Origin of the sequence: Streptomyces sp. NPDC015144, from assembly GCF_043079735.1 — a bacterium.
Taxonomy (GTDB): domain Bacteria; phylum Actinomycetota; class Actinomycetes; order Streptomycetales; family Streptomycetaceae; genus Streptomyces.
In genome coordinates this window covers 175,685-200,768 of sequence record NZ_JBIBUU010000007.1, presented here as the reverse complement: position 1 = coordinate 200,768, position 25,084 = coordinate 175,685, and the positions used below count along the sequence as shown (strand labels likewise).

At 71.4% G+C, this 25,084-nt stretch carries 19 protein-coding genes and 3 tRNA genes; 12 read left to right on the top strand and 10 right to left on the bottom strand.

From position 1 onward, the window contains the following. Window positions 1–166: 166 nt before the first annotated feature. From ACF08W_RS15075 to ACF08W_RS15065, 3 genes are all read left to right on the top strand, one after another. Window positions 167–508: a hypothetical protein gene (locus ACF08W_RS15075; protein WP_352273800.1), complete on the top strand. Its 342-nt coding sequence runs from the start codon at window positions 167–169 to the stop codon at window positions 506–508. A 173-nt stretch (window positions 509–681) separates the two neighbouring features. Further along, a complete protein-coding gene (locus tag ACF08W_RS15070; protein ID WP_352273799.1) occupies window positions 682–1,365 on the top strand; it encodes a hypothetical protein in 684 nt (227 codons plus the stop codon). After that, a tRNA-Lys gene (locus ACF08W_RS15065) sits at window positions 1,356–1,429 on the top strand. The genes ACF08W_RS15070 and ACF08W_RS15065 overlap by 10 nt, the downstream gene beginning before the upstream one ends. Window positions 1,430–1,513: 84 nt before the next feature. Here ACF08W_RS15065 and ACF08W_RS15060 read toward each other — a convergent pair. Further along, on the bottom strand, window positions 1,514–2,707 hold the full coding sequence (locus tag ACF08W_RS15060) for a M6 family metalloprotease domain-containing protein (protein ID WP_392279459.1): 1,194 nt from the start codon (window positions 2,705–2,707) through the stop codon (window positions 1,514–1,516). A 455-nt stretch (window positions 2,708–3,162) separates the two neighbouring features. Between ACF08W_RS15060 and ACF08W_RS15055 the strand changes: the two genes are divergently transcribed. Further along, the gene (locus ACF08W_RS15055; RefSeq protein WP_392279458.1) at window positions 3,163–5,049 is read left to right on the top strand and encodes a putative bifunctional diguanylate cyclase/phosphodiesterase; all 1,887 of its coding nucleotides are present in this window, start codon (window positions 3,163–3,165) and stop codon (window positions 5,047–5,049) included. Between the two features lie 36 nt (window positions 5,050–5,085). On the opposite strand, the gene ACF08W_RS15050 is transcribed toward ACF08W_RS15055, so the two are convergent. Together ACF08W_RS15050 and ACF08W_RS15045 are read right to left on the bottom strand one after the other, a co-directional pair. After that, entirely contained in the window at window positions 5,086–6,243 is a 1,158-nt protein-coding gene (locus tag ACF08W_RS15050; protein WP_392279457.1) for an LLM class flavin-dependent oxidoreductase, read from the bottom strand. Window positions 6,244–6,305: 62 nt separating this feature from the next. Then, window positions 6,306–7,040 (bottom strand): decarboxylase, encoded by a 735-nt coding sequence (locus ACF08W_RS15045; protein ID WP_392279535.1) that lies wholly within the window; start codon window positions 7,038–7,040, stop codon window positions 6,306–6,308. A gap of 260 nt (window positions 7,041–7,300) precedes the next feature. Between ACF08W_RS15045 and ACF08W_RS15040 the strand changes: the two genes are divergently transcribed. From ACF08W_RS15040 to ACF08W_RS15015, 6 genes are all read left to right on the top strand, one after another. Then, window positions 7,301–8,254, top strand: coding sequence for a D-2-hydroxyacid dehydrogenase (locus ACF08W_RS15040; protein WP_392279456.1), 954 nt, complete (start codon window positions 7,301–7,303; stop codon window positions 8,252–8,254). A gap of 69 nt (window positions 8,255–8,323) precedes the next feature. Beyond that, window positions 8,324–8,397, top strand: a tRNA-Lys gene (locus ACF08W_RS15035). A gap of 168 nt (window positions 8,398–8,565) precedes the next feature. After that, complete coding sequence (locus ACF08W_RS15030) at window positions 8,566–10,113, top strand: MFS transporter (protein ID WP_392279455.1); 1,548 nt, start codon at window positions 8,566–8,568, stop codon at window positions 10,111–10,113. Window positions 10,114–10,755: 642 nt separating this feature from the next. After that, entirely contained in the window at window positions 10,756–13,134 is a 2,379-nt protein-coding gene (locus ACF08W_RS15025) for a proprotein convertase P-domain-containing protein (protein ID WP_392279454.1), read from the top strand. Window positions 13,135–13,433: 299 nt separating this feature from the next. Next, a complete protein-coding gene (locus ACF08W_RS15020; protein ID WP_392279453.1) occupies window positions 13,434–14,102 on the top strand; it encodes a hypothetical protein in 669 nt (222 codons plus the stop codon). 65 nt (window positions 14,103–14,167) lie between these two features. After that, a complete protein-coding gene (locus tag ACF08W_RS15015) occupies window positions 14,168–14,608 on the top strand; it encodes a hypothetical protein (RefSeq protein ID WP_392279452.1) in 441 nt (146 codons plus the stop codon). Between the two features lie 122 nt (window positions 14,609–14,730). Here ACF08W_RS15015 and ACF08W_RS15010 read toward each other — a convergent pair whose 3' ends face one another. The 4 genes from ACF08W_RS15010 to ACF08W_RS14995 all read right to left on the bottom strand — a co-directional run bounded on the left by ACF08W_RS15010 (window position 14,731) and on the right by ACF08W_RS14995 (window position 20,712). Then, window positions 14,731–16,440, bottom strand: a complete 1,710-nt coding sequence (locus ACF08W_RS15010; protein WP_392279451.1) for an AMP-binding protein — start codon at window positions 16,438–16,440, stop codon at window positions 14,731–14,733. A 26-nt stretch (window positions 16,441–16,466) separates the two neighbouring features. Then, window positions 16,467–17,057, bottom strand: a complete 591-nt coding sequence (locus tag ACF08W_RS15005; RefSeq protein ID WP_385209982.1) for a lytic polysaccharide monooxygenase — start codon at window positions 17,055–17,057, stop codon at window positions 16,467–16,469. 159 nt (window positions 17,058–17,216) lie between these two features. Continuing rightward, entirely contained in the window at window positions 17,217–19,301 is a 2,085-nt protein-coding gene (locus ACF08W_RS15000) for an SPFH domain-containing protein (protein ID WP_392279450.1), read from the bottom strand. 97 nt (window positions 19,302–19,398) lie between these two features. Further along, complete coding sequence (locus tag ACF08W_RS14995) at window positions 19,399–20,712, bottom strand: peptidoglycan-binding protein (protein ID WP_392279449.1); 1,314 nt, start codon at window positions 20,710–20,712, stop codon at window positions 19,399–19,401. A 185-nt stretch (window positions 20,713–20,897) separates the two neighbouring features. Here ACF08W_RS14995 and ACF08W_RS14990 point away from each other — a divergent pair. Both ACF08W_RS14990 and ACF08W_RS14985 read left to right on the top strand, forming a co-directional pair. After that, window positions 20,898–20,971, top strand: a tRNA-Lys gene (locus ACF08W_RS14990). A 330-nt stretch (window positions 20,972–21,301) separates the two neighbouring features. Then, entirely contained in the window at window positions 21,302–22,084 is a 783-nt protein-coding gene (locus ACF08W_RS14985) for a DUF3800 domain-containing protein (RefSeq protein WP_392279448.1), read from the top strand. Window positions 22,085–22,369: 285 nt separating this feature from the next. Here the strand turns inward: ACF08W_RS14985 and ACF08W_RS14980 are convergent, their stop codons facing one another. From ACF08W_RS14980 to ACF08W_RS14970, 3 genes are all read right to left on the bottom strand, one after another. Beyond that, window positions 22,370–22,969, bottom strand: coding sequence for a hypothetical protein (locus tag ACF08W_RS14980; RefSeq protein ID WP_392279447.1), 600 nt, complete (start codon window positions 22,967–22,969; stop codon window positions 22,370–22,372). A 110-nt stretch (window positions 22,970–23,079) separates the two neighbouring features. After that, window positions 23,080–23,868, bottom strand: a complete 789-nt coding sequence (locus ACF08W_RS14975; protein WP_352273785.1) for an HAD-IIA family hydrolase — start codon at window positions 23,866–23,868, stop codon at window positions 23,080–23,082. A gap of 111 nt (window positions 23,869–23,979) precedes the next feature. After that, on the bottom strand, window positions 23,980–25,041 hold the full coding sequence (locus ACF08W_RS14970; RefSeq protein ID WP_392279446.1) for a 2-aminoethylphosphonate ABC transporter substrate-binding protein: 1,062 nt from the start codon (window positions 25,039–25,041) through the stop codon (window positions 23,980–23,982). Window positions 25,042–25,084: the final 43 nt, after the last annotated feature.

Sequence of the window (25,084 nt, the reverse complement as noted above, 5' to 3'; positions counted from 1 at the left end):
TCCGCAGTACCGGCCCTTTCCGGCCATAGAACGAGCCCGGCGGAGCGCGCCCCGGCGATCGGCACGGTCCGGCGACCGGCGCGGTACGACGGAAGGGGGCTTGCGGAGCGTTGGACAATGGAGGGTGGCATCGGGACGGTCCGGCGATCCAAGGAGGCAGCCTCACATGTCAGAAGCCGAGCGGAACGGGCAGCAGCGGATGCGCCCCGCGCCCCTGCTCTTCGAGCCGTCGGAGGCGGTCGCCGACCCCGAGCACTTCTTCGACCTGGAGTCCATGGAGGACCCCCGGGAGCTGCTGTCCCGCGCCACCGAGCTGACCCTGGCGTTCCGGGCCGCGACCGACCGCGCGGTCGAGTTCCAGGCGATCGCCGCCGCGCAGCTCGCCGATCCGCGCCGGTTCGACCGGCTCACGACCGGGGACATCGCGGAGCGCGCGCAGTGGACCGAGGACTATGCCAAGAAGATGGTCGAGTTCGGCAGGAGCCTGCTGCGCGGCACCACGCCCTGACCGTCGCAGCAGCTCGGGGGCCGCGCACCGGCCCGTCGCGCACCGGCCGGTTCTGACGTCGGGCAGCCCCTCTGGCATATGCCCGAGCGCAAGATACTCCCTCCTCCCCCGAACTGTCCCGGTTTCCCGCAACTCTCGGAACGCGTCCGATCACCCCCGGTAGATATGTCGGCATGACCGCATGGCTCCCGGAACACACGCCCCTGCACCCCAGCGACGCCCACCACCACCGCACCGAGCTCTTCGCCGTTCCGCGCGACCAGACGGCGGCCCGGACGGAGCACGTCACGGCGGCCGGTGCCGCCTGGCTCGCCGGCGCCTCCGCGTATCCGCGCAGCACGCTGGCGCAGTGGGAGCAGCACCCGGCCCTGCCCGGGGTGCTGCCGTGCGGCTCGGCCTTCGACGTGGTGAACGTACCCACGCTCTTCGGGCGCCGGATGCTGGAGCACCTGTGGTCGGACGGCCCCGGTTCCGGGCCCGTGGCCACGCACCGGGGGCGGATGCTGCTCTTCGCCTCGCCCGGCACCGCCCAGCGGCTGCCCTCGCTGCTCGACTGGGAGGAGTGGGGCGGTTGCGCCGGCGCGGAGGGCGGCGGTGAGGGGCGGGTGCCTCCGCTGCTCTGCCACGGCACCGGGGACGCGGTGACCGTCCCTCCCCTGGCCTGCTCCCCGACCGCGTCCGGCCCGCGCTGGGTGGTCGCGCCGGACACCCGTACCCCGTGGCTGCCCGGCCCCGACGTGCTGCTGTGGGCCTGTGTACGGGTGGCCAGGTCAGCGCCCCCGTCGGCGGTCCGGGATTCGATTTTTCCTCCTGCGGATCCGGATGCTAATGTCTACGACGTCAGCAGGCGCCGCTAGCTCAGTTGGTTAGAGCAGCTGACTCTTAATCAGCGGGTCCGGGGTTCGAGTCCCTGGCGGCGCACAGACGGAAGAAGCCCCTCGCGGAAGCGGGGGGCTTCTTCGTTGTGGGGGTCCGTGTCCACGGCGCTCTCCCGGCCCCGGGGCCTCAGGGTTTCGCGGTGGGGATGCCGGTGGTGATGCGGATCGTCCAGGCGCCCGACGCGGTCCGGCCCGCGACCTCGATCCGGGCGTGCCCCTCGGGGAGGGTGTACGTCTCGCCGGCGCGCAGCGGGGCGTCGGCGAGCGGGGCGTAGACCGAGCGGTCCCAGCAGGCGTCGGTGCGGGGGTGGGTGTCGATGACCTGGACCGGGCCGCCGCCGGACGGAGTCTCGTTGCGCACCCGGTAGAGCAGGACGCCCTCGGTGCAGGTGGTGGTGTCGTTGCCGGTGGCGCCGCGGGCCTCGATGGCGACGGCGGTGTTCTCGCCGGTCCTGATCACCGCGAGCCGGGTGCCGAGGGAGGTGCCGGGGCCGGGTTCGGCGGCCATCGGCACCAGGGTGAGGTCGCGGTCGCTCTGGACGCAGGCCACCTGGCGGCGGTCCAGCCAGCCGAGCTTCCACTTGTGCCAGCCGAAGAGGTCCGGCGCGAGTCCGAACTGGCTGCCCATGACGTCCCAGTCACCGACGTGGGTGTCCCAGTCGCCCTTGCCGTCGGACGGCCGGTGGTAGAGGTCCGGCAGGTCGAAGACGTGTCCGGTCTCGTGGGCCAGCACGTTGTGGTCCGGCGGGTGCTGCTCGAAGACGGTGACGACGCGGCGGATGTCGGTGCCGTCGGCGCGCAGCGGCCGGTCGAAGTTGACGACCTTGGTGGCGTCGGAGTCGACGCCGGGGGCGTCCGGGTCGGCGACCAGGTAGACGATGTCGTACCGGGAGAAGTCGACCACCGGATCGGCGGCGGCCACGGCGTCGCGCAGGTAGGTTCCACGCCCCTCGTCGTCCCAGTCCCGATGTATGCCGTACTGGTCGGAGGCCCTGGGCATCCGGATCCACTGCCGCAGCGGGTGCGCGCGCAGTGTGAACTTCCCGTACGAGGCGCGCTGGAAGAACCGGGTGGTGGCGGGGAAGTGGTCGGCGGCGAGCCGGTCGGGCGCGATGGCCGGTCGGTGGTCCGGGAAGGACAGGAAGATCATGACCGCGTCGAGCGGGTGGTCGGGGCGGGGATAGGCACTGTTCCAGCCGTCGACGCCGAGCGAGTGGTGTGCCCCGGTGCGGGGCAGGGCACAGGGTCCGGGACCGGCGGTGGCGGCGACGGCGGGCCCGGCGACGAGGGAGGTGGCGGCGAGCGCCAGCAGGGAGGTCACGGCGGCCCCCGTCGCGCGCAGCCGGGACCGCTCCCCTCCCGCGGATCCCTGCGGACGCGGCACGGCTACCTCCGGTACCTCCGGGTACAAAACGCGGTGACCCCACCCACCCTGGGGCGGGGGCGGCGTTTCGGCCTGTTGGGCTGCACCAGTCGAGTCAGGGACCGACCGCGCCCCTGACCCTCACAGAACGTCACATTCGATCAATGACGCATCGTGGGAGAAGGTGAACGTTCCCAAGTGATCGGTTACGGGCAAAACGGAACCTTGCGTGAAGGGCGCGTGCGGGGCGTACGCGGGGCGTGCAAAGGTCGGACGCTGGAACGGCCGACGCACCAAGCTCTATGCTTCACCAGGCTTTCCCGCGTGGACACCGCCTCCCAACCAGGCACTCCGCGCGGCGGGCCAGTCCGGCCACACCTGTTCAGGACAGAACTGCACGGCGGGAGCGAACGGTGAGCGGAACCTCCGAAGGGGCCGGGTCCGCGGCGGGCACACCTCGGTGCTCCGCAGGACGGACGGTCTCGGATCGTCACGTTCCGTGGCCGCCCTCCGCGGCCAGGGGTTCCGAGCCGCACGGCTACCGGGCCGCCTTCCTGGCCGCCACGCTCCCGATGGCCGTCGTCGACCACGAGGGCCTGGTCGTCACCGCCAACGAGGCCCTCGGCGACCTCCTCGGTCTGCCCGCCGCCGCGCTGACCAGCCAGTCCGCCGCCGACCTCCTCGACCTCGCGGCGGACGGCCGCACCTGGCACGCGTACCGCGAGGTGCTGCACGGGCGGCGGGCGCGCTTCCGGCGTACGCACCGGCTCAGGCACCCCGACGGGCGCGCGCTGTGGGCCGAGGTCACCGTCGTACCGATGCCCGAGTGCGACGGCCGGGCGGGGCGGGACGGGTGCGAAGGGGCGGGGCGGGTGCTGCTCTCCGTCGCGGACGTCAGCGACCGGCGCGAGCTCCAGAAGCGGCTGCGCCACCTCCAGATGCACGACCCGGTGACCCGGCTGCCCAACCGGACGCTCTTCTTCGAACGGCTCTCGGCCGCCCTGGAGACCACGGCGGACGGGGCCCCGGCGGGCGACGGCTCCGGGGAGCCCCGGATCGGGCTCTGCTATCTGGACCTGGACGGATTCAAGGCCGTCAACGACACGATGGGCCACCGCACCGGCGACCGGCTGCTGGCCGCCGTCGCCGCCCGGCTCACCGAGTGCGCCGCCCAGGCCGGCCCGCGCCGGGGCGGCGGCGCCCGTCTCGTCGCACGGCTCGGCGGCGACGAGTTCGCGATCCTGGTCGAGGACTCCACCGGTACACGGCAGCTCACCGACCTGGCCCGCGCGGTGCTGGCCGCCCTCCAGCGCCCCTTCGACCTGGCCGGGCAGCGGATCTCGGTCTCCGCCTCGATCGGGGTGGTGGAACGGCCGGTGGCCGGTACCTCGGCCACCGGTCTGATGCAGGCCGCCGACACCACGCTGTACTGGGCGAAGGCGGACGGCAGGTCCCGCTGGACGGTCTTCGACCCGGAGCGCAACGCCCACCGGATGACCCGCCAGACGCTCGCCTCCACGCTGCGGCCGGCGGTGGAGCGCGGCGAGTTCACCATCGAGTACCAGCCACTGGTCGGCATGGCGGACGGGGTACTGCGCGGGGTGGAGGCGCTGGTGCGCTGGAACCATCCGCAGTTCGGGCTGCTCTCGCCGAATCGGTTCGTCGCGATCGCCGAGGAGGACGGCTCGATCGTCCAGCTCGGCCGGTGGGTGCTCCAGTCCGCCTGCCGTCAGGCCCGGCGCTGGCAGCTGGAGCACCCCACCGATCCGCCGCTCTTCATCAGCGTCAACGTGGCCGTGCGCCAGGTCTGGGACTCCGACCTGGTCACCGATGTCGCGGAGATCCTCGCCGAGACCGGGCTCGACCCCTCGCTGCTCCAGCTGGAGCTGACCGAGTCCGCGGTGATGGGCTCGGCGGGCCGCCCGATCCAGGCGCTCCAGGCGCTCAGCGACATGGGGGTGCGGATCGCCATCGACGACTTCGGCACCGGCTACTCCAACCTCGCCTATCTGAGCCGACTGCCGGTCTCGGTGCTGAAGCTGGACGGCTCCTTCGTCCGCGGATTCCGCTACGACGACGGCGCGCACCCGAGCCCGGCCGACGAGACGATCGTCGAGGCGATGGTGCAGCTGGCCCACCGGCTGGGCCTGACCGTCACCGCCGAGTGCGTGGAGACGGCGGGGCAGGCCGAGCGGCTGCGCCGGATCGGCTGCGACACCGGGCAGGGGTGGCTCTACTCGCGCGCGGTGGCCCCGGAACGGATCGCCGAGCTGATCGGCGCGGGTCCGTTACGGGGCTGAGGGCGCGGGCGGGCGGTTCGGGCGCGACCGGCGGGGTCAGGCCGTCGGGAGGCCGTACGCGTCGGCGATCAGCTCGTAGCTGCGCAGCCGGGCCTCGCCGCCGTGGGCGTTGGCGGTGATCATCAGCTCGTCGGCGCCGGTCCGCTTCGCCAGGTCGTCCAGACCGGTGCGGACCTGGTCGGCGGTGCCGTGCACGATGTTGGTGAGCCAGCCGTCGACGAACTCGCGCTCCATCGGCGTGTAGTCGTACGCCTCCGCCTCCTCGGGCGTGGGGACCAGACCGGGGCGGCCGGTGCGCAGCCGGACCATGGACAGGGCGCCCGAGAGCACCTGGCGGCGGGCCTCGCGCTCGTCGTCGGCGGCCAGGGCGGCGACGCCGATCAGCGCGTACGGGGCGTCGAGCACCGCGGAGGGCCGGAAGGACTCCCGGTACAGGTCGAGCGCCGGAATCGTGTTCTGCGCCGAGAAGTGGTGCGCGAACGCGAACGGCAGCCCCAGCATCCCGGCCAGCCGGGCGCTGAACCCGGACGAGCCGAGCAGCCAGAGCGGCGGGCGGCCCGGGGACTGGACGCCGCCGTCGGACGTGGCCTGGACCGGACCGGGGACGGCGTGGATCCGCGCGTACGGGTGCCCGTCGGGGAAGTCGTCGTCCAGGAACCGGGTCAGCTCGACGAGCTGCTGCGGGAAGTCGTCGGCCCCCTCGTTGAGCCGGTCGCTGCGGCGCAGGGCGGCGGCCGTGGCGCCGTCGGTGCCGGGGGCCCGGCCGAGGCCGAGGTCGACGCGGCCGGGTGCCATGGCCTCCAGCGTGCCGAACTGCTCGGCGATGACGAGCGGGGCGTGGTTGGGCAGCATCACGCCGCCGGAGCCGAGCCTGATGCGCTCGGTGTGCGCGGCGAGGTGGGCCAGGATGACGGCCGGCGAGGAGGACGCGACACCGGGCATCGAGTGGTGCTCGGCGACCCAGTAGCGGTGGAAGCCGCGGCGCTCGGCGAGCCGGGCCAGCTCCACGCCGGTGCGCAGGGCCTGGGTGGCGGTGCGGCCCTTGCCGACGGTCACCAGGTCCAGCACGGAGAGCGGTACGGGGGCCGTTCCCTCCGCCGTGCCGTGGATGCCCGTGTCGTGGGTGCCCGTGTCGTGGGTGCCCGTGTCGCGGCGCTCGTCGCCCCGGTGCCCGTCGCCTCGAATCTCGTCCACTTCCTGGCCCTCTCCGGTGGTGCTTCGACTTCCGGAGGGACATAACGGGAGGTTGTCTCCGGTTATTCCCGGTGGGCGCCCCGTCCGCTGTGCGCGCGGGCCCGGCCCTCGCCCCAGACGGGCACCGGGGCGGGCGGCGCCTCCCGGCGGGCGAAGAGCCTGCCCAGCCGGGGGGACCAGGCGCGGCGGTCGGCCAGGCGCAGCCCTTCGCGGACGGTGACCTGGTTGCCGGTGAGGACAGGCTTGCCGAGGAGGGTCTCCAACTCTTCCTCGTGTCCGGCGGTGTGCAGCGCGGTGTCGGGCAGCAGCACCACGTCCGCCTCGGGCCGGTCCGCCGCGGCGGCCAGCTCCTTCACCCGGTCGAGGTCCCAGGCGGCGGCCTCGGCGGCGGAGCCGAGGGCGGCGGCGGTGGTCCCGGCCGTCCCGATGTCCGCGGCGCGCAGGAATTCGACGAACGCGGCGGTGACCTCCTCGGAGTAGGTGGAGGCGACGGCGACCCGCTCGGCGCCCAGCTCCCGTACCGCGTGGACCAGGCCGAGAGGCGTGCTGGAGGCGGAGACGCCGACCGCGCGGGCCAGGGCGGCGGCCTGTTCGTGGGCGCCCTCCCACCCGTACAGGAAGCTGCCGGCGCCGCTCGCCCACACGACGCACTCGGCACCGGCGCGCTGGAGGTCCGTCACCCCGGCGGCCAGCCGGTCGGGCTCACCGGTCCGCAGCAGCGCCTCGGCGCGGTAGGAGTCGTCCGCCACCTCGGTGTGGTGCACCACCAGCCGGACGGCGTCGAGCAGGATCTCCATCCTGGGGTAGTCGTCCTGGGCGAAGTGGTTCGGGTAGAGGATTCCGATGGTCGTCGTGTCCACCTGTCCGCCCTCCTACGCGCGTACGGCTCTCCCGCGTACGTCTGGCCTTCCTGCGGCCGGGCGCTCTTGTCGCCGCCCGTTCCTTCCCAGTATTCCCCCATCTGCGGTGAATCCTCCGATGCCCTGTTGACGGGTGGCGGGACGGCTGCGAGCGTGGGCGTCCCGCACCCCCGGACGCAGCGGAGCGAGCGACTCTCATGCCGGAGCCCACCGTGCTCGTCCTGGACACCGCCCCCTCGCCGCGCCTGGGCCGGCTGACCGGCCGGGCCCGTGTCCGGCACACGGACGGGGCCGGGCTCCCCGCCCTGCTCCCCACCGCCGATGTGCTGCTGGTGTGGGACGTCACCTCCGACGCGGTACGGGACGCCTGGCCCGGCGACGGGAAGCGCCCGGCCTGGGTGCACACCGCGAGCGCGGGGGTGGACCGGCTGCTCTGCCCGGAGCTGGCCGCCTCCGACACCGTGCTGACCAACGCCCGCGGCATCTTCGAACGGCCGGTCGCCGAGTACGTCACCGGGCTGCTGCTGGCGTTCGCCAAGGACCTGCCCGGCACCCTGGACCTCCAGCGGCGGCGGCAGTGGCGCCATCGCGACACCGTCCGGCTCGCCGGCAGCCGGGCGGTCGTCGTCGGCGCGGGTCCGATCGGACGGGAGATCACCCGGCTGCTGATGGGGCTGGGCGTGAAGGTGGCGCTGGTGGGGCGGACCGCGCGGCGCACCGTGCACGGCATCGGGGATCTGGACCGGCTGACCTCGCTGTCCGACTGGGTGATCGCCGCCGCCCCGCTCACCGACGCGACCCGCGCCATGTTCGACGCCCGCTTCTTCGGGCTGATGCAGCCCTCGGCCCGCTTCGTGAACGTGGGGCGCGGCCCGCTGGTCGTCGAGGAGGATCTGGCCGAGGCGCTGCGCAGGCGGTGGATCGCCGGTGCGGCGCTCGACGTGTTCGAGCGGGAGCCGCTGGAGCCCGGGAACCCGCTGTGGGACGTACCGGATCTGATCGTGTCCCCGCACATGAGCGGGGACACGGTGGGCTGGCGGGACCGGCTGAGCGAGCAGTTCGTGACGATGTTCGACCTCTGGGCGGGCGGGCGCCCCCTGCCGAACGTGGTGGACAAGCGGCGCGGCTACATCCCGACGCCCGAAACATAACGGTAAGCACCTCTTTGCCCGGGTGGCATCGACACCCTTCCGGACCAGGTATGATTTTCAAGTCAGCAGGCGCCGCTAGCTCAGTTGGTTAGAGCAGCTGACTCTTAATCAGCGGGTCCGGGGTTCGAGTCCCTGGCGGCGCACAGACAACGCACTGGGCGGTTCACGTACACACGTGAACCGCCCAGTGCGTTGTGCGCTGCCCCCCGACCCGTCGCGCACCCCGCCGCACACCCCTGCCCGAGGAAATGTACAAGCGTTTTAAACAGCCGTACTAGACAAGCGTTTTATACGCCCGTACATTGCTGGTCATGCCGAACGCCACGAGCACGACGCGCACCACCGCCGCACAGGGTCCCCTCGCGGGACGTCGGGAATGGACCGCTTTCGTGGTCCTCATGCTTCCCCTCCTCCTCGTCTCGATGGACATCTCCGTCCTCTTCTTCGCGATCCCGTCCATCGACCGGGACCTCGCCCCCAGCGCCACCCAGCAGCTCTGGATCTTCGATGTGTACGCCTTCGCCCTGGCCGGGCTGCTCATCACGATGGGCTCGCTCGGCGACCGGATCGGCCGCCGCAAGCTGCTGCTCCTGGGGGCGGTGGCGTTCGGGACCGCGTCGGCCGGTGCCGCCTACGCCGACAGTCCGGAGATGCTGATCGCCGCCCGCGCGCTGCTCGGGATCGGCGGGGCGACGCTGATGCCGTCGACCATGGGGCTGGTCCGCAACATGTTCCGCGACGAGCAGCAGCGCACCCGCGCCGTGGGGATCTGGTCGGGAGCGATGGCGGGCGGGGTCGCGCTCGGCTCGGTGCTCAGCGGGGTGATGCTCCAGCACTTCTGGTGGGGCTCGGTCTTCCTGATCAACGTGCCGGCGATGCTGCTGCTGCTCGTCCTGGTGCCGTTGCTGGTCCCGGAGTTCAAGGACCCGAACCCCGGCCGCTTCGACCTGCTGAGCGTGCCGCTGTCGCTGGGCTCGGTGCTGCCGGTCATCTACGGCATCAAGGAGACGGCCGCCCACGGCTTCGACCCGCGCAACACCCTGATCGCCGCCGCCGGGCTGGTCGTCGGCTGGTTCTTCGTCCGCCGCCAGCGGGTCCGGCGCGACGCGATGATCAGCCGGGAACTCTTCCGCGACCGCAACTTCTCGGCCGGGATCGGGCTGAACGCGATGGCCGCGTTCGCGATGATGGGTTCCTCGTTCTTCACCACGCAGTACCTCCAGTCGGTGCTCGGCATGGGCACGTTGGAGGCGGCGCTGTGGAGCCTGGCGCCGTCGCTGGCGGTGGGCGTTGCGGCCCCCACCGCCACCGCGGTCTCCCAGCGGGCCGGACGGGCCCGGGTGGTCTGCGCCGGCTTCGTCGTCGCCGCCGCGGGCTTCGCCCTCCTCGCCCTGACCGGTACGGACACGCTGTGGCTGCTGCTGGTGGGCTGCGCCGTGATGAGCAGTGGCATCGTCACCGTGATGGCGCTGGTCTCCGACCTCGCGCTGTCCACCGCCCCGCCGGAGAAGGCGAGTTCGGCGGCCTCGCTGCTGGAGACCGGGCAGGAGTTCGGCGGCGCGATGGGGATGGCCCTGCTGGGGGCGGTGTCCACCGCGATCTACACGGCGGACATGCCGGACTCGGCCCCGGAGATCGCCCGCAAGACCCTGGCGGGGGCGGTGGCCACGGGCGACGGTTCGCTGATCGCGGCCGGACGGGAAGCCTTCGTCCACAGCATGCACAGCGCCTCGGTGGCCGGTTCCGTGCTGCTGCTGGCGGGTGCGGTGCTGGCCGCGACGGTACTGCGCCGGGCGGCGCGGTCCGGCGAGCGGGCGGCGGGGCGGGAAGCCGCCCCGGAGGCAGCGCCGGTGGGTTAGGACCTGCCGGGAAGGACAAGCCCGGCCCTGAGTGCGACGTTCCAGGCGGCTCCGTTCCACAGGAACAGGCCGGGGGCCTCGGGCTCGGGCTCGGGCGGGAGGCGCGAACCAGGGCGCCTGGACAAGATCCGATCGTGGTCCTCTCACGAGCTCCTACGGGTTCCCCAACCTCTGATTGATCTTGAGCACACCGAAAGTACAGAACTAGAAGAGAAGATTCCGGTTTGCTACCGAAGCCCTTCCCCTGGGCACCTCGCAGACACGAACCCCTTGAACTAGGGATACGCAAGGCCGATCAATTTCCTTCAATTCACGTTCGCAACATTCGGAATTTCATATTCCATAAGTTGAGGTCTTGCGAAGTGTTTTCGGCCCACTCTATGGTCCGCGTTGATCACGAGGTTGCTCGGCGCGAAGGGGGCGCGCGGACCTCTCACACCGTCGTCGGCGGAGCCTGGGGTGCTCCGCGTTTCGGCCCCGCGGAAGCGGTCGATTCCTCGTTCGGCGCGGTGGCTTGCGAACCACGTACTGCCGCAGCAGCTTGTCCGATCAGGCCCGCATGCCACGACGCCTGGCGAACGGCCTTGGCTGGGACGGCACTTCACCCGGTGGGCTGTGCCCGCCCCTGTTTACGAGAGTGCTATGAACAGACCGATATGGACCGTGGTGGCAACCGCGGTGATGGCCCTGGCCATGGGAGCGGCGACGGCGGTGGCCGCCTCGCCCGACACCCCGCGGGCCTCCACGACCAGCGGGGCGATTGACGCCTCGCTCTACGACACCGCGTCCAAGAAGGGCAGCGTGCGCGTCAATGTCGTGACGGAGAAGCGCGCGGACCTGTCCGGCGTGTCCTCCGCGGGCAAGACGATGCAGAAGTTCGAGAAGCTGCCACTCATCACCCTCCGGGTCACCGCGAGCGGCCTCGACGCCCTGGCCGCCGAACCCGGTGTGGTGAGCGTGACGGAGGACGCCCTGTCGCAGCCGACGCTGGACACCAGCGTGCCCTTCGTCGGCGGCGACAAGGCCATCAAGTCGGGCCTGACGGGCGAAGGCAGCGCGATCGCGGTCATCGACACGGGGGTGGCCGTCAACCACCCGTTCTTCAAGGGGCGTGTGCTCTCCGAGGCGTGCTTCTCGACCGTGGACCCCGACTACTCCGCCACGAGCCTGTGCCCGCAGGGCACGGCTGCCGAAGAAGGTCCGGGAACGGCCGACTCCGAGGCCGGCTCGTGCGCCACCATCGCCGAGTGCGAGCACGGCACCCATGTCGCGGGCATCGCCGTGGGCGACGGCACCGGCATCGACACGGCACCGGCATCGGGGGTCGCCCCGGGCGCCGAGCTGATCGCCATCCAGGTGTTCAGTAAGTTCGACTCCCCCGACTACTGCGGCGAGGGCAACACACCCTGCGTGCGCAGCTTCGCCAGCGACCAGGTCGCGGCCCTGGAGAAGGTCCTGCAACTACGGCAGGCCGGAACGCCCGTGATCGCTGCGAACCTCAGCCTCGGCGGCGGCCAGTACAGCTCCGCGTGCAACTCCGACGTGCGCAAGCCCATGATCGACTCCCTGCTGGACGCGGGAGTCGCCACCGTCGTCGCGTCGGGCAACAACGGCTTCAGCAACAGGGTCAACAGCCCGGCCTGTGTCCCCAGTGCCATCACCGTCGGCTCCTCGGACTACAACGACACGGTCTCGGACTTCTCCAACCGCGGCGCCCTGCTCGACCTGTTCGCCCCCGGCCAGGAGATCACCTCGTCGGTGCGCGACGGCGGATACGCCGCCAAGAGCGGCACTTCCATGGCCACGCCGCACGTGTCCGGCGCACTCGCCGTCCTGCGCCAGGCCTATCCCGACAAGCCGGTGTCCGCGCTCGAAGAGCTGCTGAAGTCCAGCGGCAAGCCCATCGTCGACGACACCGTGACCACCGCACGCCTCGACATCGGCACGGCGCTCACCGGGAGCGAACCGACCCAGCCGCCCGCGCCCGAACCGAAGCCGCGGGCCTCGCACATCAGCAACTACACGGCCTACGCCATCCCCGACCCGGGCATCGTGGAGTCGCCGATCACCGTCGCGGGGTTCTCGGGCAAGGCGTCCAAGGCCCTGCAGGCCCGCGTCGACATCACGCACGACTGGCGCGGCGAGGTGAAGATCGACCTGGTGGCGCCGGACGGCAAGGTCTACCCGCTCAAGGCCACCGACGGCACGCAGAACGGCGGCGCGATCAGCACCACCTACACCGTCGACGCCTCCACCTCTCCCGCCAACGGGACGTGGAAGCTCAGGGTGGAGGACCGGTCCGCGGGCGGCATCGGCACACTGAAGAGCTGGTCGCTGATCGTCCCGACCTCGTTCGTCAACACCAGCGCCGTGGCCATCCCGGACCCGGGCACCGTCACCTCTGACATCACCGTGGAATCCGTCGCCGGGAAGGCACCGGGGGCCCTGCAGGTCCAGCTGGACCTCACCCACGAATGGCTCGGCGACGTGAAGATCGATCTGATCGCACCGGACGGCACCGTCCGCCCCCTCAAATCGACTTCGGGAAGCGATACTCCGCTCCCCGCGAGCTACACGGTGGACGCAAGCACCTCGGCGGCGAACGGAACATGGAAGCTGCGACTCCAGGACGCCTCCCAGGGGGCCAAGGGCACGTTGAACAACTGGTCGCTCACCTTCCCCTCCTTCGAGAACCAGACGCACAGGGCCATACCCGACCCCGGAGGGTTCTCCTCTCCGATCGCGGTGACCGGCCTCAGCGGGAACGCGCCCAAGGAACTCAAGGTCTTCGTGGACACCACACATGAATGGCTCGGCGATGTGGAGATCACCCTGATCGCCCCCGACGGCCGCGAGTACCTGGTCAGGAGCGACTCCGGGAACGAGGCCGGCGGGACCCTCCGGAAGACATACACGGTGGATGCCAGCTCCTCGAAAATCGACGGTGTCTGGAATCTCCGCGTCGAAGACATATCCGCCGGATCCACTGGAACATTCGAAGGCTGGACCATGACCTTCTGATCCGGAAAATTCCTCGCTGAAAGTCAGCAAATATCCCGCACCCGCAATATCGAGGCGGCTCGACTTTCCCATTCGAGTCGAGCCGCCTTTGAATTCGAAATAGACAACGTTGTCGCCAGCGAGAAAGCTCAGATCTACCTCAAGTATTCAATTTCGCATGCCAGACGAATTAATTGCGTGCCAGAATCATTTCCAGGACGCGGTTCCGATGGGGAACAGGCGCAAAAATTGGGGGGACATCCATGTCCGTACGTACCAGCCTTGTCGCGGGAGCGGTCAGCGCACTGATAATCGGAAGCATGGCATCGCCGGCGTTCGCGGCAGAGGCCGACGAGCCGATCGACGGTCCGCTGATCGCCGAGGGTGCGGAAATCGTTCCCGACTCGATCGGTGACGCACCTTCCGAGGGGGAGGAGATCCTCCAGGGGGTCGAGTCGATCGACGAGCCCAACGACGACCTCGACATGCCCGGCCAGACCGATGGCCCGGACCTTCCCGATGCGGTCATCACCGGCGATGACGACATCTCGTCGCCCACCGGACAGTACTGCGGCTCCCCGTACAACTTCGCGCACATCAGCAAGAACGTGAAGAATACGATGGCCACCAAGTACAGCACGTTCGCGAAGAACAAGACCAGCAGCACCGTGCACTGGAAGTTCATCACGAAGAAGTCCGGTACGACCGAGATCGGCGCCTCCATCAGCATCGGCGGCGAGGCCAAGGTTCTTTGGCTCGGAAAGATCAAGACTGAAGTCACCGCGTCCGCCAAGAAGTCCTGGACCTCCGACCTCGGAGTCGAGGTGGATGGCAAGGTGAAGCCGGGCAAGACCGTGTACGGCGACTACGGAATCTGGAAGGAAAAGGTGTACGGCTACACCGCCCGAGTTCAGAGCAATTGCACCATCACCAACAAGCAGTACATGACGGTCTGGGCCCCGTACCGCGAGGGCTGGGTCGTCAGCTGAGTCAGTTCTGCCACCGTGCCCCGGATGCCCCCTCGGGCATCCGGGGCGCCCCCTTAGGAGACCCCATGCGTAAAGCTGTCGCCGCCACCGCTCTTCTCGCCCTCACCCTTTCCGCATGCAGTTCCGCAAACGTCGAAGCCGACGGGAAGGGAACCCCCGAGCCCGCCTCCAGCGCAGCCACAAGAAGCAACCCACTCGATCTGAGGCTGCCCGCGAAGGCCGACTACCTGATTCCGGTCACCACCGGATCGGGCGCGAGGAAGCTCAAGCCCTTCCATCCGGGGGATACCGTCTACACCGTGCATATGAGGTGTGAAGGAAAGGGAGAGCTCCGCCTCGACGACGGAACGGATGACCCGGTACGAGTCACGTGCGGCGGCCCCGTCGCCATCGGGCAGATCTTCGTCGACAAGGGGGCCGAGCAATCCCTGGCGGTCTCCCCCGGCGACGGGAACGGGAAATGGAGGATTGCCGTCCTGGACGGAAAGCAGCAAACCGCCCCGTAAGGGCGTGCACGTGCTGCGCCGTCGTGATCCGGGCCCAGAGGCTCAGCGAACCTCCGCCGGACTGGTGTCCTGAGTCATTGATCCGTCGGCAGTAGCTGGCGAGGGATCAATGACTCAAGACACTAGGGCTTGTCGTCCGGGCCGTGCTCCGGTGCCGGTCGGGCTCGCTGGTCGAGTCCGGCCGGCACCGGCGTGCCGTGCGCGGTGTACGCGGCCGCCAGCGCCGACAGCCCCTCCCCGGTGAGCGGGGCGTAGACCCCGTCCGGGCCCCGATGCCAGACCGGGTCACCGCACCAGAACCCCTCCCGGCGCAGGGCCGCCCGGTGCACCTTGTTGGTCGCCGTCACCGGCATCGCGGGCACGATCCGTACGAAGGCGGGGGCCATCTTCGTCCCCAGGTCCGGCTGGTCCGCCAGGAACCGGGCGAAGGCGGCCGGGTCGAAACCGGTGCCCGCCCGCAGCGCCAGCGCCGCCATCACCTGGTCGCCGGCGGCCGGGTCCGGCACCGCGTACACCGCCGCCGCCACCGCGTCCGGCCACCGGGCCAGGATGTTCTCGATCATCGCGGCGGCCAGGTTCTCGCTGTCCACCCGGAGCCGGTCGTCGGTGCGGCCCGCGAAGTAGTAGAAGCCCTCGGCGTCCCGGAAGAAGAGGTCCCCGGTCCAGTACCAGCCGCCGCGCACCCGTTCCGCGTCGGCCGCCGGGTTGCGCCAGTAGCCCTCGAAGGGGGTGCGGCCCCGGTTGACCAACTCCCCTATCGCCTCGGCCCCGTTGACCAGTCGGCCCGCCCCGTCGAAGACGGCGGCGGCCCGCTCCCGGCCCGTCTCCGGATCGACCACGGCGAGGTCGTCGCGCGCGGCGGCCCTCCCGACCGCCCGTGGCGGGGTGTCCGGGGTCCGCTGGATCGCCGCCCCGCCCTCGGAGGAGCCGTACCCCTCGACCAGCCGCACCCCGAACCGCTCCCGGAACCGGGCCGCGTCCACCGCCCCGGCCTCCGTGCCGAAGCCGAGCCGGAGCCGGTGCTCCCGGTCGTCCGGCCGCTCGGGGGTGGCGAGCAGGTACTGCACGGCACGGCCGACATAGGTGAAGTACGTGGCCCCGTGGGCGCGTACGTCGTCGAGGAAGCCGGAGGCGGAGAAGCGGCGGCGCAGCGCGACGGCGGCCCCGCCGGCCAGCGCGGGGGCCCAGTCGGCGATCACCGCGTTGCCGTGGAACATCGGCATGCAGACGTAGTGGACGTCCTCGCGCCGGACCCGGAAGTGGCCGGCCAGCGAGGCCCCGGCGGCCGCCAGCCGCCCCTGGGTGCAGATCGCGGCCTTGGGCGCGCCGGTGGAGCCGGAGGTGAAGTAGAGCAGCACCCGGGTGCCCGGACCGGTGCCCGGCCGGGCGACGGCGGCGGGTTCGGCTCCGGCGTACGGGGCGAGGAGTTCGGCGTACGCCTCGGTGCCGGTCACCAGGACGCGGACGCCCGGGAGGTCCAGCCCGGCGAGGAGCGGCAGATGGGTGCGCTCGGTGATCAGGATCCGGCAGTCGGTGTGCAGGATGTCGCGGGCCAGTTCGGCGCCGCGCCGGGTGGGGTTGATCCCGGCGACGGCGGCCCCGGCCAGGGCCGCCGCGCTCAACCAGAGGGGAAACTCGGGGGTGTTGTCCAGCAGCACCCCCACGTGCGGTTCGCCGCCCGCCGGCAGCAGATCCGCCAGGAGCGCGGCCCGAGCGGCAGCGCCCGAGGCGACCTGGTGATGGGTGAGGACGGTGTCCTCGTACCTCAGTCCGGGCCGGTGGTCGCCCCATTGGCGCTGTACGAGCTCCGCTACGGTGCCTGCGCTCCCCATGGCGCCGCACGGTAACTGACTAGGCGTCAGAACTGAACATCGGAGCAGGCGTAGAACGCGTTGGCCGTGTCGGCGACGTTCCAGACGCTCAGGATGATGTGCTTCCCGGTCTTCTGGGTGGGGATGGTGCCCTGCTGGGTGAGGGTCGCCGGAGGCTGCTTGCCGCCGTACGGCACCGTCATGAAGGGCTGGGACTCCAGGGAGGCCCTGGTGAGCGGCTTGGTGGGGTCCCAGCCGTCCTTGGTGATGTAGTAACGGAAGTCCGAGGTGGCGTGGCGCGCCGTGAACTGCCAGCGGAACTGGAAGCCCTGGCCGCCGGTGACCTGGGTGGCGGGCCAGTTGCCGCCGCGCGGGTCGTCGAGCTGGGCGAACTCGCCGTGACCGCCGGAACAGATCTTCCCGTCGGCCGGACCCGCCGCCGGGAACCCCTTGGGGCCCTCGACGCTCTGCGGCTCCCACTGGATGTTGCCGCAACCGGTCACCGTGCCGTTGGCACAGAGCTTCTGACGGCTGATGGGGTTGTCGGTGTAACCGTGACTGCTGGCGCTACTGGTCGCGAACATCGAAACGCCCGCGACGGCCAGGCCCACCAGGGCCACACTCGCCTTTTTACGCATGTGCTGTCGCTCCTTCAGAACGGGGGGAGGTTCCATGAGCCGTGCTGCGCGCGTTTCCTGCGGTCTAGACCAAGTCTTAGGTTATGGACGGGACATGAACATGTCCAGACCAATCGACGGCGGATTCCGGTTACCGGTCCGGATACGGTCCGACGCGCCTCAGGTCCCCTCCCGGCCGTTGCGACCGGTGTAGAAGGCCACCGTCAAGTCCTTGACGAGGGACTTCCGTTCGTAGTCGTCCAGCTCCACGATGCCGCGTGCGGTGAGCCGGTTGACGGTGTCGTCGACCGCGTCCACCACCGAGGTGAGCACACTGTCGCGGTGCTTGGCGTCAAGGGCGGCGATCCGGCGGCGCTGCATCGCGGCGGCGACCTCGGGCGCGTACTCGATCCCGGTCGGCTGCGCGGAGTAGACCTCGATGCCGACCGGCTCGCAGTCCGCCTTCAGCAGCCGGGTCAGCGCGTCGCCGACCGCCTCCGCGTTGCGCAGGGTGTGGGTGTCCTCGTGGAAGGCGTCGGCGGGCAGCTGGGAGAGGACCCGGGCCATCGCCGCCTCGACCTGCTCGCGCAGGTACGCCTCGTGGTCGGCGACCCCGAGCGCCGCCCGCGCGGTGTCGTCGATCCGCCACACCACGAGGACGACGACGCGCAGCGCGGTGCCGTTGGCGTCGACGGCGGGGAGCGGTTCGCTACGCCAGTGCCGCAGCCGTACGTCGATGCGGCGGCGCAGCAGCAGCGGGCTGATCCACATGAGCCCGGTCCGCCGTACGCTCCCCCGGTAGTCGCCGAACAGGGTCAGCACCCAGGCGTGGCCCACCCGGCCCCGGCTCAGGCCCCCGAGCGCGAAGAGCACCAGCGAGGCCAGCGCGGCGAGCGCCGCCCAGGCGCCGAGGCCGACGCCGTGGTCGGGGCGCGGTGCGAGCCCGAACCGGACGAGCGCCCCGGCGGGCAGGGTGCCGTTCCACCAGAGCACCGCGCCGGCACCGGTCGCCCCGGTCAGGGCGGTGAACAGGGCCAGCCAGCCGGGGATCGCGGGCCCCGGCCGTTCGGCGAGGCAGGGATCACCGGCCGGGGCGGGCCGGGTGGAGGGCCTGACCTGCGGACCTCTCGGCAGGGGCGGTCTGTGCGCGTCCGGCCGGGGCGGCTCGCCGCCGCCCCACCAGGGGCCGTCGGCGGACGGGCCCTCGGACGGGGCGGTACGGGATCCGGCGCGGGCCGCCTCGGCGGCGTCCTCGCGGAAGAGCAGGTGGACCGGGATGGTCGAGGTGCGCCCGGAGGCGATGACCGCCTGGTGCCGCCCGGCCGCCCGGAGCGGTTCGGCGGCGGCCACGGGCGCGGACGCTTCGCCGCCGGACACCGGCAGGGAGTCGAAGACCGCCTCCCGGGCCGGGCTGTGCCGGGGCCCGGGCGGGGTGCCGACCTCCTGGCCCGTGGGGTCGGCGGGGAGCGGCACCAGCGGCCGGCCCTCGGCGGCCGGGAGCGCCGGAACCGAGACCGAGGCCGAGGTCGTACCGAACCCGGCCTCCGGGGTGGCGCCCTGGTCCAGGTCCAGTACGAGATCGACGACCGGTTCCGGCCCGGCGCCCCGGAACGGCTCCGGAGCCGGTTCCGAAAGCGGAAGCGGAAGCGGATCGGGGACGGCCGGATCAGGGGCAGCCGGGGCAGTGGCGGCCCGGTCAGGAACAACCGCGTCCGGAACGGCATCGTTCGGAACGGCCCCGAACGAGGCGGGCCGGTCCGAAGCGACCCCGGACGAGGTGCCCCCGGCTGCGGCGCCCCCGGACGACGTGGTGCTCTCCCACCCGGCGGGCTCCCACCCGGCGGTCTCCCGTCCGAAGGCCCCGCGGCCGGGCGGCTCCCACCGGGGGGCCCTGCGCCCGGGCTGCTCCCATCCGGGCGCGTCCCACACCGGCGCCTCCCGGCCGGGCTCCTCCTGCTCGGGAACGCCCCGCCCGGACACCGCCCGGCCGGGCTCCTCCCACTCGGGCACCTCCCGGCCGCCCGACACCACCTGCCCCGTCACCTCCCACTCGGACACCTCCCGACCGGACAGCGTCCGCCCCGTCACCTCCCACTCGGGAGCTTCTCGGCCGGGCCCCTCCCGGTCGTACGGCTCCCACCCCGGCGGCTCCCATCCGGGCGGCGCCGCCCGGTCCGGGGAGGGCGGTGGGACCGGCGCCCGGTCGTCCTCGCCCGGCCTTCCGTCCTCCGGGGTTCCGGAGCTGCCCGACACCGTGGATCGCATACCCGCCTCCGTCATGTCCGTCGTGTCACCCGAAGAGTCGTGTTCGGCCGAGGGGTCGCGCCCGGCCGAAGAGCGGCGCCCGGCCGAGGAACCGTGTTCAGCCGAAGAGCCGCCGCCAGGTCTCCGGCCCGGGGTAGCCGTCGGCCGCCGCGCCCCGCCAGCCCTGTGCGCGCTGGAAGGCCTCGACATTGCGCCGGTCGGCCTCGGTCCACCGGGGACCGGGACCTGACGTGTAGTACTTACCGAATCCCTTCTTCACCAACTGTTTGCCGAGCCGCTCGACATGGCTGTTGCTCTGTCCGGACCGGAAATAGCCCCGCCCGGGGTACTTCGAATCCTGGTTCGACGTGTGGTCTCCGCCGCCGGAACCGCCTCCCGCGGCGGGGATGTCGCGGCCCGTGCCGTTCACCAGCAGCCGCCAGGTGCCCGGTCCGGGGATGCCGTCCGCGTCCCGCCCCCTCCACCCCTGGGCCCGCTGGAACGCCTGCGTCGCGCGCCGGTCCGACTCGCCCCAGGCCGGGCCGGCCCCCACCCGGTAGAAGCGCTTGCCGCCCCGCGCGATCAGCATCCGGCCGAGCTCGGTGACATGGGCGTTGCGGGCGCCGGGCCCGAACCGCCCGGTGCCGGGATAGGCCCTCGACACCGCACCGGCCGCACCGCCCCCGATCAGCCCCCGGTAGCGGTACGCGACATAGCTGCCGGAGTGGGACCAGTACGCCATCGGCGCCGTCACCCGGCGGGTGTGCGGCTTCGTCTGCTCGTACGCCGTGTAGTGGCGGTGCGAGGAGTCGGTCCAGCCGCCGAAGATCGTGACGTGCGAGCCCTTCGTGGGGTCGGCCGGATTGTGAAAGAGCAAAATGTCGCCGGGCTGGAGCTGCGCCCGGGGGATCCGGGTGCCGAACGCGGCGAGACTGCCGGTCCACTCGTTGCCGGGCAGGTCCCAGGCCATCGACACATAGCCCGAGCAGTCCCGCCGGTAGCCGTCGGTCCAGTACCCGGAGAGGCTGTACGGGACCTGGGCGGTCACCCATCGCCGCGCCCGCTGGATGATGGCCTCGCGGGTGGTGGGGCGCAGCTTGGGCGTGGTGGTCGTGGTGGAGGGCGGTCCGGCCGCCCCGGCGCCCCGCAGTGGTCCGGGCCCGCCCTGCGGGCTGTCCCCGCCCTGCTCGGCGCGGGCGGACCCGGCCGCGCCGGCCACCGGGCCCGTGAGACCCGCCGCCTCGGCGACACCGCTGCTCAGCACCACCCCGGCCGCGGCGGCCAGCACCAGGGCGCGGCGGGCGCCGTGGGCGGCCGGATGGCCCCCGTACCGCACGGGCAGGGCGCGGGCGGCGGACCGCCGCCGTGCGGCGCACCCCGCGCAGGCGCAGTCGGCGGCGGGCTCGTACTCCTCGAATGCCGGCACAGTCATGCGATCCCCTCCGCACTGGTCAAGATCTTCCGGGAACGCCCGCTCGGGCGCCGGTTCCTCAACTCTTGTGACATAGGACATTTTGACGGACAGAAGAGAAAAAACGACCATCCGACAGGCCGCGAACGGACGCCGGGTGGTCCGGAGCACCCTCCGGCTTCGGGTAGAGTTCTCCAGGTCAGCAGGCGCCGCTAGCTCAGTTGGTTAGAGCAGCTGACTCTTAATCAGCGGGTCCGGGGTTCGAGTCCCTGGCGGCGCACCCAGAGCCGAAGCCCCCTCATCGAGCATGAGGGGGCTTTCGCGCATCCATGCGCCCGCACCCCAGCCCCTCGCCGGACCTCCCACCCCGGGGGCGCCCTCGATGACGCCCTCCTGAATCATTACCCGGATGGACGGCGCACAGTCACCGAACGGTTACCCAGAGGCGCGAAGCGGATTTTCATACGCCGCCCTGCGCGCCCTCCGCAAGAGGGGTGCGAATCGCACGCACGCCCGACCGTCACGCGCCCCGCCCGGCGCTCCCCGACCCGTCGGACAGCCGGGCGGAAGCGGCTTCCCCCGGCCGATCCCGCAGCCATATATTCCGCTGGTGTACTTCTGCTACGCCGACGACTCCGGGGCCGACCAAGGCCGCACCCTGACCGGTCTCCTCGTCCCGGAAGAGGGATGGAACGACCTGCTGCACCACTGGCTGGAGGGGCGGCGCAAGCTGGAGGAGGAGTGGGGCGTCCCGAAGAACACCGAGCTGCATGCCAACCGGCTGGTGAAGGGACGCGGCCGGCCCTGCGCGACCCCGGAGCAGAACAAGAGATTCGGCCGTTCCGCGCGTATCGCCGCCCACGACCTCATGATCAAGCAGCTCACGCGCTGCGCGAGTCTTCGCGTGCTCACCGTGGTCGGCCGCACCACGCAGGTGGCGGAGGTGTACCAGTCCTTCGTGAACCACCTGGAGGCATGGGCCCTCGGCCAGGACACCAGAGTCATGATCATGTTCGACGGCCTGTCCGGCCCTCCCGACACGACCGCGCTGACCCCCGAGGACGCCCGGGCCTCGTGGGAACAGGCCATCCGCAACGCCAAGCCCTACCGCGACGCCCATCGCGGGCTCCCTCTGGCCTCCCGCCGGGTGCTGGAGGACCCGATCATGCAGGACAGCAAGTACAGCCAGTTCATCCAGGCCGCCGACCTGGTCGGATACGCGGCCTTCCACCACCTGGCTCTCCGGAGGCCCGAGATCTGGCCGCGGATAGATCCGGTGGGCGCCATGTCGAAGGCGTACCGGCGCCTGGCCGACCACTGGCTTCCCGGTCACGGAACCGATGGCATCGTCTGGGCCGGGAACGACACACGGACCTTTCGGAACACTCCCTAGAACGCAGAAACCCCCGGCGAAAACCGGGGGCCCACGAGAGCAAGATCCCTTGAGCATCCTCAATCGAACGCATGGGACCTTGCGAGATTCAAGAATGCCAGGAGCAGCCCGCGAAAGCAACGGAAGAAACCGGCGAAACAGCCGAAAAGAAGGAAGAAACAGTGGCCGAAAGGAACGGCGACAGGTTCGGGGATCAGCGGCTGTCGCGGTGACCTGCGGACTTCTCGGCCGGTGCCGTCCGTTCGGGTGAGTTCGGCCTCGGCGCCGGGGCGGGGCGCGCCCGGGTCAGTCCGGGGAGCGGCGGCCCCGGCGGCGGGTGCCGCGGAGCATCACGGCGACGGCCGTGACGGCGGCCAGGACCAGCCCGGTGACCGTCTGCGCGGTGCCGGGGCCCTCCTGGCGGCCGTCCCCGGTGGCGAACAGGGCCACGCTGCCGCCCGCGGCGACCGGGGCGAGCGGGGTGGCCCGGCCCCGGTCGATCACGGCGACCGTGCCGGTACCGGTGGTGCCCATGGGTCCGGCACTGCCCGTGGTGCCCGTGGTGTCCTGGCTGCCTTTGCCGTCCGTACCGGCCGCGCAGGTGACCCGGACAGGGTGGTCGCCGGGCCGGGCGTCCGAGCTGATCCGGGTCCGGGCGACCAGCCCCCCGTCCGGGCCGGGGGCGAAGCCCGCCGGGGCGACGAAGGCGTCGGACCGGCCGGTGGCCGTGCGGCCCGCGCAGCCCGTCAGCCTCAGCTCCACCTCACCGCCCGCCCCGACGGAGCGCGGACTCGCCGTGAGCGAGATCCCCGGGGCGGGCCCGGATTCGGCCAGTGCGGTGGCGGCGGGCGCCAGGGTCGCCGTGACCACCGCGGCGGCACAGAACGTGAGGAGCGTGAAGCGCATCGTGAACCTCCTTCGAGCAGGTTCACGCGTCCCGGCGCGTTCCGCATCCGCAGGAACGCGACGCCGGGGTGCCGGGGGCTCCTCGGGCCGTCCCGGTCAGGCCGTCTCGGTCAGGGCGTTTCGACCAGGTCGACGAGGTCGGCGATCGAGTCGACGACCTTGGACGGCCGGAACGGGTACTTGTCGATGTCGGCGACCGTGGTGAGCCCGGTCAGGACGAGGAAGGTCTGCATCCCCGCCTCCAGACCGGCCAGTACGTCGGTGTCCATCCGGTCGCCGATCATGGCGCTGGTCTCGGAGTGGGCGCCGATCGCGTTGAGCCCGGTCCGCATCATCAGCGGGTTGGGCTTGCCCGCGAAGTACGGCTCCTTGCCGGTGGCCTTGGTGATGAGGGCGGCGACGGAGCCGGTGGCGGGGAGCGGGCCCTCGGCGGACGGGCCGGTCTCGTCGGGGTTGGTGCAGATGAACCTGGCCCCGCCGTTGATCAGCCGGATCGCCTTGGTGAGCGCCTCGAAGCTGTACGTGCGGGTCTCGCCGAGGACCACGTAGTCGGGTTCGTGGTCGGTGAGGACGTACCCGATGTCGTGCAGGGCGGTGGTGAGCCCGGCCTCGCCGATGACGTACGCCGTGCCGCCGGGGCGCTGGTCGTCCAGGAACTTGGCGGTGGCCAGCGCGGAGGTCCAGATGTTCTCCACCGGCACGTCCAGGCCCATGCGCTTGAGGCGGGCGTGCAGGTCGCGGGCGGTGTAGATGGAGTTGTTGGTGAGGACGAGGAAGGGGAGGCCCGATTCGCGCAGCCGCTTGATGAAGGCGTCCGCCCCGGGGATCGGGGTGCCTTCGTGGATCAGGACTCCGTCCATGTCGGTGAGCCAGGATGAGATCGGCTTGCGCTCTGCCATGTGCGGGACTCCTGCCGTACGCCGTGTGCGGGGACGCCGGCGGCACCGCGTTGTGCAGCGCCGACGCCCCCGATTTTAGAGCGTGGGCCCGTCGGGCCCCGGGTCGGCCGGTCAGCTTCCGGTGGCGGACTTCCAGGCGCCGACGTAGTCGTCCAGGTTGGAGCCGATGTCCGACCAGTCGGGCTCGAAGATCTCGACGCCGTCCATCAGCTTGGCCAGCTCGATGGCGTTGGCGTCGGTGGCCTCGACGTCCTTGCGGGCGGAGAAGCCGCCGCCGACCGCGCTGACGTCCTTCTGGGCCTGCTCGGAGAGCATGAAGTCGAGGAGCTTCTTGCCGTTCTCGGTGTGCGGGGCCTTGTTCACCAGGCCGGCCGCGTAGGGCAGGGCGAAGGTGGTGGGCCTGCCGCCCTGCTTCGCGGGGAACCAGAGGCCGAGGTTGGGCATGTCCTTGGACTGCGCGAAGTTCATCTGGACGTCGCCGTTGGCGGCGAACAGCTCGCCCTTGTCGACCTTGGGGGCCAGCTTGCCGGTGGAGGCGGACGGGCCGACGTTGTTGGCCTGGAGCTTCTTCAGGTACTCCATCGCCGGCTCCTTGCCGCCGAAGTCGTGCATGGCCTTGATGAGGACGGCCGTGCCGTCGCCGGCGACCCCGGGGGTGGAGTACTGGATCTTGTTCTTGAACGTGCCGTCGAGCAGCGCCTCCCAGGTGCCCGGCGCCTTCTTCAGCTCCTTCTTGTTGTAGATGAAGCCGAAGTAGTTGTTGACGACCGAGGTCCACTTGGCGTCGGACGCCTTGTCGGCGCCGTCGACCTGGTCGGCGCCCTTCGGCGCGTACGCGGACAGCAGCCCCTTGGCGTCGGCCTGCTGGATGAACGGCGGCAGGGTGACCAGGACGTCCGCCTGGGTGTTGGACTTCTCGCGGACGGCGCGCTGCACCATCTCGCCGGAGCCGCCCTCCACGTACTTGACCTTGATGCCGGTCTTCTTCTCGAAGTCCTTGAAGACCTTGTCGTACCAGCCGTCGCCGTTCTCGCCCTTGAGGCCGTCGGCGCTGTAGACGGTGACGACCTTCTCGTCGGAGGCGGCGGAGGAGCCGCCGCAGGCGGAGAGGGTGGCGGCCAGGGCGAGGGCACCGGTGACGGCGGCGATGGGCTTGAGGTGGTTCTTGCGCATGGCGGGTCGTATCTCCTGGATGTCGGCCGGAAGCCGGCCGGAG

Bases quoted from the DNA above. Each gene is read 5' to 3' on its own strand.
- ACF08W_RS15005 (WP_385209982.1), bottom strand. From the start codon at position 17,057: ATGCGTAAAAAGGCGAGTGTGGCCCTGGTGGGCCTGGCCGTCGCGGGC.
- ACF08W_RS15045 (WP_392279535.1), bottom strand. From the start codon at position 7,040: ATGGAGATCCTGCTCGACGCCGTCCGGCTGGTGGTGCACCACACCGAG.
- ACF08W_RS15010 (WP_392279451.1), bottom strand. From the start codon at position 16,440: ATGGGGAGCGCAGGCACCGTAGCGGAGCTCGTACAGCGCCAATGGGGC.
- ACF08W_RS15025 (WP_392279454.1), top strand. From the start codon at position 10,756: ATGAACAGACCGATATGGACCGTGGTGGCAACCGCGGTGATGGCCCTG.
- ACF08W_RS15000 (WP_392279450.1), bottom strand. From the start codon at position 19,301: ATGCGATCCACGGTGTCGGGCAGCTCCGGAACCCCGGAGGACGGAAGG.
- ACF08W_RS14995 (WP_392279449.1), bottom strand. From the start codon at position 20,712: ATGACTGTGCCGGCATTCGAGGAGTACGAGCCCGCCGCCGACTGCGCC.
- ACF08W_RS15040 (WP_392279456.1), top strand. From the start codon at position 7,301: ATGCCGGAGCCCACCGTGCTCGTCCTGGACACCGCCCCCTCGCCGCGC.
- ACF08W_RS15075 (WP_352273800.1), top strand. From the start codon at position 167: ATGTCAGAAGCCGAGCGGAACGGGCAGCAGCGGATGCGCCCCGCGCCC.
- ACF08W_RS14980 (WP_392279447.1), bottom strand. From the start codon at position 22,969: ATGCGCTTCACGCTCCTCACGTTCTGTGCCGCCGCGGTGGTCACGGCG.
- ACF08W_RS15030 (WP_392279455.1), top strand. From the start codon at position 8,566: ATGCCGAACGCCACGAGCACGACGCGCACCACCGCCGCACAGGGTCCC.
- ACF08W_RS15020 (WP_392279453.1), top strand. From the start codon at position 13,434: ATGGCATCGCCGGCGTTCGCGGCAGAGGCCGACGAGCCGATCGACGGT.
- ACF08W_RS15070 (WP_352273799.1), top strand. From the start codon at position 682: ATGACCGCATGGCTCCCGGAACACACGCCCCTGCACCCCAGCGACGCC.
- ACF08W_RS14975 (WP_352273785.1), bottom strand. From the start codon at position 23,868: ATGGCAGAGCGCAAGCCGATCTCATCCTGGCTCACCGACATGGACGGA.
- ACF08W_RS14970 (WP_392279446.1), bottom strand. From the start codon at position 25,041: ATGCGCAAGAACCACCTCAAGCCCATCGCCGCCGTCACCGGTGCCCTC.
- ACF08W_RS15015 (WP_392279452.1), top strand. From the start codon at position 14,168: ATGCGTAAAGCTGTCGCCGCCACCGCTCTTCTCGCCCTCACCCTTTCC.